This window comes from Sphingomonas sp. GC_Shp_3 (assembly GCF_026540945.1).
In the GTDB taxonomy this organism is placed as follows: domain Bacteria; phylum Pseudomonadota; class Alphaproteobacteria; order Sphingomonadales; family Sphingomonadaceae; genus Sphingomonas.
Genome location: NZ_JALNUT010000020.1, coordinates 1 through 10,024 on the forward strand (window position 1 = coordinate 1; position 10,024 = coordinate 10,024).

Consider the following 10,024-nt stretch of genomic DNA (forward strand, 5'->3'; position numbering starts at 1 on the left):
TAGCGATTGGATCGCCCGAAAGCGTTGAGGTAAGAGCGCGAGCAATCTACGCGGCGGTTGCCGGAGCACAAATCATCGCCCGCAGCAGATCCGACATTGCCGTGTTCGATACCCTGATCGAAAGCTACCGCGCGGTGGGGCCGCTCCCTAGCTAGCTCCTTATATTGTCCTAAGTTGCGTAGCTGCACGCTCGACAGACATGAACCGATGACCGGTATGAGGATTGGCGGGGGGAGGGCTAAATGACCGCCTCTGGGTCGTTGCGCCAAAGGCAGGGAGGGGTCGCTATCTCCCCGTTCCAAACCAACAGCAGCCGTTCCGCAGTCGCCCACTTCCGGTAATTCAACGTTACTGCGTGTCTTGGCCAACCCGCGTCATAGGAACAGCGCCAGACTACCGGTCGATCTGATCCCTCCAAGCAGCTGAGCGAGCTCCGATCACTTCACGACGTAATCGCAGATCTCCCGCTGACAACAAATTGAGGCGAGTGACGTGAGCGATCTCAGCCGAGCAAGATGCGGTCAGGCGAGCATGTTGACCCCTGTCGCACCCGTTGCAGACGCCGCAGTACTCGCAGACTGTGAGGAGTCTGTCGCTGGGTGCGCATGATGGTGATGGTGATGGCCGCTGCGAGCCTGCTGCAACGTCTGAATTGCCTTCTGAACCGCCGAGGTATCGCCGCTTTGCAGCGCTGTGCCAACTGCGGCCAGCGGGCTATTTGTTGGCGGAGTCTGCTTTGTCGTCAGTTCCGAATATGCCGACTGCGCAGCGCTCATATCGCCTGACTGCGCTGCGGACACTAGGCTGGCAAAGTCCTGCTTGCGTTGCTGCCAAGCGGCCGGCTGAGTTGCCGACGCGGCGGAGGTTGCACCGATACCGTTGATACCCATACTAAGATCCTTCTACGTCCACCGACTTGAAGCGTGTTGCCAATCTCATTTTAGAAAGAAAGCAGCACGCAAGTTGATTAAGCCGCTTTTATTGCCGGCTGGCCCTAATTGGGTGCAAGGGCGGTCAGGCGACCTCCAGCCTGATTGAGGTGACTGGTATACCAGGGTTATTAACGATGCCGCTTGTTAAATGAATATCTTGTCATGATAAATTATCAATATGCTATATTGTGCTTACAAGGCACTTTCTATAGCAGTTGTATCGGCTAGTATTTGGTTATTTTCTTATGGCATTAGCGATCCTTTTGCTCAAGAACTTTTAAATACCATGGACGCCATCGCCGCAATATTGGAGCTCAGGTCACCAGACAGGCTCGGAGAGTTATCGGCCCTTCGATACAAGGTCATGCGCGCCCTCACGGGGTATCTTAACTTTTTGGAAAAAAGTTGCGCCCGAAAGAAAGGTGGAACTGAGGCAGAAAAGTTGTTGGGTAAAGCGATCGAGGCAGCGGTTCTCGAATTACGCATGCTTGTTAATTCTCATGTCACGCGGTGGACACCGCTGACGATCTCTAGCGACATGCCATCATACGAAAAAGCCTCGCGGCACCTTCAAACCAAGATGAGGAATATCGTTGCACAAACGATACCTCCGGCGTTTCTAATCGGACCGACATAGGTTCGTGCAGCGATCTTTGTCGATCCCTTCCACCTGTCGGTACGAATCCTATCAACCCCGGAGCGTCCTTCTAAAGCGACTCAGACGCGATGAAGACGTCAAATGATGTAAGAGCGGGGATATGGCCGAATTTCTGCTGTCGAGCCATACGAGCGGGTACGTGAACGCCTGCAGATGGGTCAAGTTCGATGCCGGAAGCGGGTAGCACGTTAAATGGAGGCAGTCGCAAGAGGCATAAATTGGCTTCCACGTACCGGTGAAGGGTGCGGTTGGATGTCAAACGAAGACTGTTGCCTCAGTAGATGCGGACGGATCGATCGGACCACTCATCGCGTAGTGGAGGAGGGCTCCTGATCGATCCACCTCGAACAGGTGAGCGCCAGTCGCCAACTGTGTCGCATCCGTTTGCTCAATCTGCTCGAAAAGCGGATCAGATTGTCGGCGTAGCAGACTGCGCAGACGTGTATCGACGATCACCCTGTCAACGCTCCATGATGACCGACTTGCAATCATGTCCTCACCCAGCAGCACGTCAGCCGCAGCTATCGAAATCCCCATCTTGCTGATCTTCTCGAGGTCAGCTCGCATGCTCTCGATGTTGACCCGCGCGGTGCCGCGTTGAAGCCGCAGTTCGAGCCGGTCGGCCGCAAGGTCCCTCTCGCGCAACGCAAGCATCAGCATCTCAGGCATATCGCTGAGGAGCAGCTGCTTGGGATAAATGGGTACACATACGGTAGTGGCCGGGTGTTCGATCGCCAGCTTGCAGGCCGATCTGACGATCCACTCGCCGAGGGCTATGATCAGGCCACTTTGTTCGGCGACCCGAATAAAGCGCTCGGCACCAAGCTGTCCGAGCACCGGGTGGTTCCATCTCGGAACAACCTCGATCGCCGTCTCTCCGCTGTCTGAGGTACGGAGGAAATAGCCGAGCTCGAACTGCCCTGCCTTGATCCCGAACATAAGGTCATGACCCAGGTGGCGCTCGACTTCAGCAGACGCTTCGGTCTCCTCGCCGTAGAAGGTGAAGGTGCCACGCTGATTACCCTTGGATCGATAGAGGGCAACGTCGGCAAAGCGGAAAAGCTCGTCTTCCTCAAGCGTGTCCTGCGGGGTGAGGGCGATACCGATCGACAGGCCTACCTCCAGCCAGCGCTCGCCATGTGCGATCGGCTGCGACACCGTCTCAATAAGCTGCTCCGCAAGCTCGATCACCTGCTGGCGTGAAAGATTGGAAGCCGCGACAACGAACTCGTCTCCACCGATCCGCGCCGCAACCTGCCCCTCACCAACCACAGCCTTGAGGCGCTTGGCTACGGTTCGCAGCACAAGGTCGCCAATATCGTGACCGAACGTATCGTTGATGGGCTTGAAGTGGTCGAGGTCGAGGTAGAACAGCGCCAGCTCGCTATCGGTCTCTACCAGTACGCCACGCATGAATTTGCGCAGTCCCAGGCGATTGGGCAGCCCGGTCGCAGGATCATGCTGAACCTCGCGCTGCGCACGCGACAGATCGGCTGCGAGTGAGACGTCGGCGGTGATGTCGCTGGCGATCTTGACGATCTTGAACGGCTTGCCGTTCAGATCATAGATCGGGTTGTATGTGGCCTGGATCCAGACCTCGGAGCCATCACGCGCAATCCGACGGAACTTGGCCGAGGTGTGACGGCCCTCCTTCAGCCCTGCCCAGAATGCCTGGTAATCAACGCTGGCAACCTCCTCTGGCGCGACGAACATGCGGTGGTGCCGTCCTACCACGTCGTCATGCGTGTATCCCATGAGGTTGAGGAAGTTGTCGTTGGCATCGAGAATGGTGCCGTCGAGGTCGAAAGAGATCACCGCCTGCGCGCGGTGGATAGCATCGATCTGACCTTGGTAGTCGCCTTGGAGCAGCTTCTGCTCAGTGACGTCGACCGCATTCTTGACGACCTTGAAGGGCCGTCCGTTCATGTCGAGGATGGGGTTGTAGGACGCCTGTAGCCATATCTCGCGACCGTCCTGGGTCAGCCGCTTGAACTCACCCGACTTGTACTCGCCCGCGGCCAGGTCGAGCCAGAACGCTTGATATGTGGCGCTTTCGCGCTCGGTGGGCGACACGAATATCGAGTGGTGCCGGCCAAGCACCTGCGACAAGCGATAGCCTGTCAGGCCGAGGAAATTGTCGTTGGCATCGAGGATTGTGCCGTCGGTGTTGAACGACACCACCGCCTGCGACTTGTGGATCGCTGCGATCTGACCTTGATGATCGGCCTGCCGCAGCTTCTCGCGCGTGACCGCAGTTGCGTATTTGACAATTTTGAAGGGACGCCCCTCTTGGTCAAGCACAGGGCTATAGATGGCCTGCAGCCACAATTCGCGTCCGTCCTTGCCGACGCGCCGGAACTCGCCGCTACGATGCCGGCCGGCTGCAAGGTCGCTCCAGAAAACCTCATATTCGAGGCTGTGTGCATATGCGGGATCGACGAATAGCCGGTGGTGCCGGCCTTCGAGCTCCTCCATCGTGTAGCCAACGGCATCAAGGAAATTCCGGTTGGCGTTTATAATCGTGCCGTCAGGTGCGAAGGTTACCACGCATTGCGACTTGTCGATCGCGGCGATCTGACCATGGAAATCGGCCGTTTCCATCTTCTCATGAGTGACGTCGACGGCATATTTGACGATCTTGAACGGTCGGCCATCAAGATCGAAGATGGGGTTATACGTCGCACGCAGCCACACGGCCTGTCTGTCTTTGCGCAAACGGCGATACTCACCCGACGAGTGAGTGCCATCACGAAGCCCGCTCCAGAAGGCCTCATAGACCGGACCAGCCGCCTCGGCGGGGTCGACAAAGATACGATGATGCTGGCCTATGATCTCCGACAAAGCATAGCCCGTAGCGTCGAGGAAGCGAGGGTTGGCATCTAGGATGGTGCCGTCCATCGCAAAGTGGATAACCGCCTGCGACGTGTTGATCGCGGCGATCTGTCCGGCATCATCGGCCGCGTTGAGCCGGCGATCAGTTACATCGCTCAGCAGCATGATCACTTCTGAGACGTTCTGCTCGCCTCCTTGCACAGGAATGCAAGACACCTCGGCAAGGAAGGTCGTACCGTCTCGCTTCACCTGTCGCATATCGCCGAAGAAAGGCCGGCCGGTCGTGAAGACGTCGTCGATCACATCGGGCTTGGGATGCGCTGCGGAGGTGGTGAACAGGCTTCGATTACGACCGACCATCTCCCAATCGCGGTAGCCAAGCAGATCGAGGCATCGATCGTTGATGCGAAGGATGGTGCCGTCACGCGAAAACGCCATGCGGCCGATGACCTGTTCGATAGCGTCGAGGTCAGCTGGGGTGAGGGAGGGTTCAAACGTTTCGTGGAGCATGCCTGCCTCTCATACCAGACAGAGGTTAACAGGCGGTTTGGATGGCGCGACACGCTGATGTCGAACGCTGACTGGCTCAACGCGCATTTTAGCTTAACCAAACATGAGGGGGGAAAAACTGATTTCTCGGTTCCATGTCACTGGCCGTAACCGTCAGGTGGGCAGCGTGTTGCGTCCGGCAGGTAAGCGGACGGGCTACATTCCAATCTTGTGTCATCCGCTCAGACGTGGACGATTACGATGGCTGCTCTAGCTAGCTGAACGGGCGACCGGAGTTGGGAAACCAAAAACGCGTTGCGAGCGGCGGAATGTGGGTCAGCGCGACGAAGGGGGGCAGCGCTTTCGCCCCACCGCCGACATTCTGCTTCTTCGCCTCCTGCGTTAGCGAGACAGGGTGGCAATCTCCGGCGATAGCCATAGCATATAGACCAGCACAGCTGCCCATACGAAACACCAGAAAGCAGCGCCCATCGGGCCAAAGAGAGCCACACGACCTGGATCGCCGGTATCGTAGAAGACCCGCATGGTGGGCATCACCGTCTTTCCGCGCCTGACCTCCCAGTCCACCGTCGCTTGATGGTGCCGGCCCGTAGCATCGGCGTAATCTATTCGCACCTTCGTATATCGACCAATCCTGCCGTCCGCGAAGGGGTGTAGTCGCAATGAGGCGAACGGCCTTGTATCATCGAGACGCTCTGCTTCAGAGTAATCGCTGCTAACTGTTACGGCCTCGACGGAACGCCACCGGTGGGCTCTGTCCCAAACCTGCCAACCATAGCACAGGGTGCCGAATGTTGGTCCACTCACGAAGAGGAGGAAATACAGCATCCCCTCGGCCTACCGGTCATTGCTCAAGATAACGTTGCGATGCGGACATGTCGGATTGTTCATTTGCTGGAGCTCGCTCCCTATGGGAGGAACCACGGCAGCTAAAATCTGGGAGGCCTCGATGCTATTGGCTCTACTCGCTGCCGCCGCATGGAGCCCTCCTGCCCAAGCCGCTTGGCCGGGCGAAACGCCACACATCGAGGTGCGTGTACGCGCGAAAACTTTGTCGATGCGCGACAAGGCACCGATCGATGTCGATCTTCTCGCGACGGGCGAAGGTTTCGCTGTCTCACCATTCCTACAAACTACCCGCGGGATTGCGTTCGAGGTTACCTTAGACTCTGGTCAACCGGCTACTCCTGCCGAACCGATGGTCGGGTCGCCGCCCCCACCTCCGCTCGAGGTTCAGCAACTTGTACCCGTTTCGCAGTCGACCCCATATCATGTGACCACGCAGGAGCGTGCGGGGACCATCTTCCCGGGACCGGGGAGATACAAGATCAAAGCACACGTCTTTCTCTTCAGCTTCCCGTCCGACCCAGTTCGATATGCTGAGTTGATCTCGAAACCAGTTTCTGTCGTCGTCACAAATTGATGGCATGCGGCACTTGGACAGCGGCATCTGGAACTATAGGCTAGAAACATGCGAAACAAGGTAGTCGTATTCCCGTGTTTCAAGGTGTTGGTTGGCGGCGGCCTATCGATCCTGTTGTCGCTTCATGAGGGCGGGGGCAGTCCGCGCGTCAGGCCGTCGCCATCATCATGATTACCCTCGATAGCGTCCGTCTTTGGATCGAAACCAGAAATGGCGCGTCATTTGAAGATGAACGAATGGCGGTAGTTGGAAAGTCAGCAGAGCACTTCGAATGTCCGGTTGTGGGTCGTTGCGCCGAGGGGCAGGGAAGGACAGATATCCCGGAGTTGCCGACCAATACCGGACCTCCTGCGGTCGGCCACTTGCCGCTGAAGGGCATCGGGCGCGATGATCCCAAAATGCGACGATCAAAACGAGCGATGCGAGTACTCGACAGTGTCGGGATGCAGATGCCGCCTATTGTTCGCTCCGGTTTGCCCTTATTAGCGCTTTAAGCTGCTTCTTAAGCATGTCGCCCGATAGGTGCGCGTGAACGCCTTCGTGCTGCTCCTTCATAAGCTGCCGCTCAATGTCTTTGAGTGTCGGACACGAGCCCGACCGGGCAAGCTCGTAGGCACGTTCAACGGTATTGCTCATCTACTCCCCCTATGCCGCCACGAACGGGCCATCCCATGATATAGTGCGTGGCTGCTCGCCATACTCGTCATCAAGGATTCATGGATGCCAGTGCGAAATATAGATGCGTCCGCCTCGGTATCGATGCCATGCGTCCAGACGGCAGCTTCTTCGATTGGTGTGCCGTTGGGCACCTTACCATACCATGCGATTTTGATCGTGATAAGCCAGATCAGTTTCCTCCACGATCGCATATCGGCTTTTCTATAGTTCTCCCTTTGTTCTGTAAAGCGGGCAAGAGGAGCGATATGGCAAGCGTTACCCCTGAACTGATCGAAGACGTTATCGCGGAGGCTCCCGCGTGATGTAAGATCGCGCTAACGATGCCCAACGAGCGCTTACGTGGGGATGCTCAAGCAGCACTTGCGCAGCACGTCTACGAGACATTGTATCAGCGGGTCGTCATCGATTTAGATCAGCTACCTCTTCCGCTTTGAACTTGGACTAAAAACGAAAAATGCTATCACGCGGTACAGCGCTGCCACCGCCTGTTTGAACATCAAACAGGTTTAACTAACCAGGGCCGCTAGTCGCCTAGCAGCCCCTTAGAAAGTGCCCGAGGTTGCCTTGCTTTATGCAACCGCTACCTTGGTCGACTTCCGACGGTAGCGCATTGCAGCGCCCATCGCGGCAAACCCAAGTATCATCATGCCCCACGTCGCAGTCTCCGGTACGGATGATACAGCAGTTAAGCCAAACTGCTTGTCCATATCATGGTAGCCCGCGAGCTGAACTGGTGCTGTCGGATGGACGCCATCGAACGAGAATATACCTGTGCAACCGGTAGATTGTGCGCCCTCATCAATGCATGTTGTATCGGTTCGCTGCGGTGGCAATCCGAGGGAAGCCGGGTCGTCCATCACACGCTGATTGAAGCTACTAAGACTGTAAAAAAAGAAATCAGTGTTAGACTTCAAAGCAAGATTTGACAGGGCTGTATTGAGATAACCATTAGCATCTACTGTTAATGGATCACCCGCGCGCGGGAAATCGGTCATAAGAATATTGCGTGCACCAAGGCCAATTAACGTGTTTACCCCGGAAACGTACTGTTGCGCTGCGGCCTGTAGATAGCTGCTGGTATCAGCATAACTGCCAATCTTTCCATCTTCCCCGAAGACGCCCTCCGCGCCAAACACATCGTTTCCGCCGAAGTTAAGGATGTATAACCCGTTTGGATCGACGCCTCGGCCAGATACTTGAAAGGCGTTAAGTTGCGCCTTTAGATCAGGAATAGCATCGCCGGTGTCTAAAATGCGGGCGCCACCGATAGCGAAGTTGCCGCCGCCCAACAGCGACGGCGCGGTTGGTACGCCAAAGAGATCAAGGGATAGGAGATCGGGGTAATCATACCCGTTGGTAAAACGGTTTTGAAAGTAACCCTGCGTCGGATCAGGATCGCTTCCATCGCTCGCAATGTAGTAGTTTCCCGCATCTACCAGACTGTCACCAAAGACCGTCAGTGATGTGTAATGAGGTGTGTCGCGATGCGCTAATGCTGGCGTGGCTACGATCGACAGAAACACGCCGATCGCACAACATGAAATTCTGTTCATAATATTTTTCCCCCTTACGGGCTTTTATAGAGGAAGAACCGCTAACGTCTTCATGTTTTTTGATTGCGGTGCCGTAATCATCGATCGATACTACATCACGCTAACACGTCGAACGTGGACCGTTGTAGGGAACTGCGTTCGTCACGTAGGGCGACACGGATCGTCTATGCGGCGGCGTAACGGGGGACACTCACCTTGCCCTTATCGCTAGAAAATGATGCGTTCTCGATGTTGACCACGCTATTGGTTTGAACAAGCAGCGATTGATGCGATCTAGCGCGACGAATATGTCGTTCGACATTGCGGAACCCTTGCTGCAACATTGGGTATGATGGTGGTGTGGTTGGGTTGTCCGCGCTGCCCCCGCGGCGCAGAACAGCGTCGCGGTCCTGCATGCCCGGACATAAGAGGACGCGAGCATCACATCGGGCCGATCCGGAACCGCGGCTTGCGCGAACCACGCTCCCAGCGCCTGCGCCTGTTCCTCGCCACGCGAAGACAGGGCGATATCGACGTCGCGGACCTCGCAGTCAGAAGCAAGATTAATCGTCCTCAAAGAGCGGGGGGCTCGCAAATGAAATCACGCTGGATAGCAATGTCGACCTTCTTGCTTGGCCTTGCCTTGGGACCGCCCCTGCTCGCGGTATTCGATGGTTGCGTCGCTAGCTTACACGCGACGAAAAGAGGCTCGGGCCAGCGGCTGATCAGAAACTATGATGACGCCGGTCCGCCTCAGCCCTTGGTTCTATGGGGCTACCCAAATTGGCTCAATGAACCGCCGAAGGGTTGCACGTCTGCGAGCGCGCATTGGAGTGACGTTGTCCTGCACCCCGACGATCTCGACCATCTCCAGCAACTGAATAATGCGTGGGCCGCTGTCTACGACCGGGAGTTGACTCGGGCGCGGGCGAGGTCATTAGAGAGGCTTACTGGCGTGTCTCAGCGAATGTTTCTCGCCGATTTCCTCCCCTTTCCGGCATATTCAGCGGCATGCCACCCATTCGCCCAAGAGGTGATCAGCCGAGCGGACGTGCAATCGCGAGAGCAGCGACAGCTTTTGTCAAAACAGCTTCTTGCCGACTTTGGGCCATTGCGATGCATGATTTGGGAGAAGGCAGCCGCACGAAGGGTCAGCTAGCAGCACGTCAATCACGTCAGCTTTCCACCACCTCAAGCCGTTCCGCGGCCGTTCTCGAATGCCTGAAACCGGACGTTCTAGCGACATGAACGGGTGACCAGAGTTGGGAAGCCGAAAACGCGCCGCCAACGTCTGTATGTGGGTCAGGAGGGCCGGTAAGCTGTCCTTCGGCTCTCAATTTGAATGTGATCTCCTGGAGCGGGCACTGATTAGCGGACCTTTGATGCCAGCCTCTCGGCAAGCCCGTACACGGAAGGCTTGGAGTTAGGCTTATGCAGGGGTTGGATCAGATACTCGCAT

General features: G+C 56.5%; 4 protein-coding genes. 1 reads left to right on the forward strand and 3 read right to left on the reverse strand.

Annotated features, from left to right (window positions below; all coding sequences use genetic code 11):
- Positions 1 to 521: 521 nt before the first annotated feature.
- A complete protein-coding gene (locus OXR00_RS19385; protein ID WP_267389870.1) occupies positions 522 to 890 on the reverse strand; it encodes a hypothetical protein in 369 nt (122 codons plus the stop codon).
- Positions 891 to 1,845: 955 nt separating this feature from the next.
- Entirely contained in the window at positions 1,846 to 4,932 is a 3,087-nt protein-coding gene (locus OXR00_RS19390; protein ID WP_267389871.1) for a bifunctional diguanylate cyclase/phosphodiesterase, read from the reverse strand.
- A 1,590-nt stretch (positions 4,933 to 6,522) separates the two neighbouring features.
- Here OXR00_RS19390 and OXR00_RS19395 point away from each other — a divergent pair.
- Complete coding sequence (locus OXR00_RS19395) at positions 6,523 to 6,849, forward strand: hypothetical protein (protein WP_267389872.1); 327 nt, start codon at positions 6,523 to 6,525, stop codon at positions 6,847 to 6,849.
- A gap of 753 nt (positions 6,850 to 7,602) precedes the next feature.
- Here OXR00_RS19395 and OXR00_RS19400 read toward each other — a convergent pair.
- Entirely contained in the window at positions 7,603 to 8,586 is a 984-nt protein-coding gene (locus OXR00_RS19400) for an SGNH/GDSL hydrolase family protein (protein ID WP_267389873.1), read from the reverse strand.
- Between the last annotated feature and the right edge of the window lie 1,438 nt (positions 8,587 to 10,024).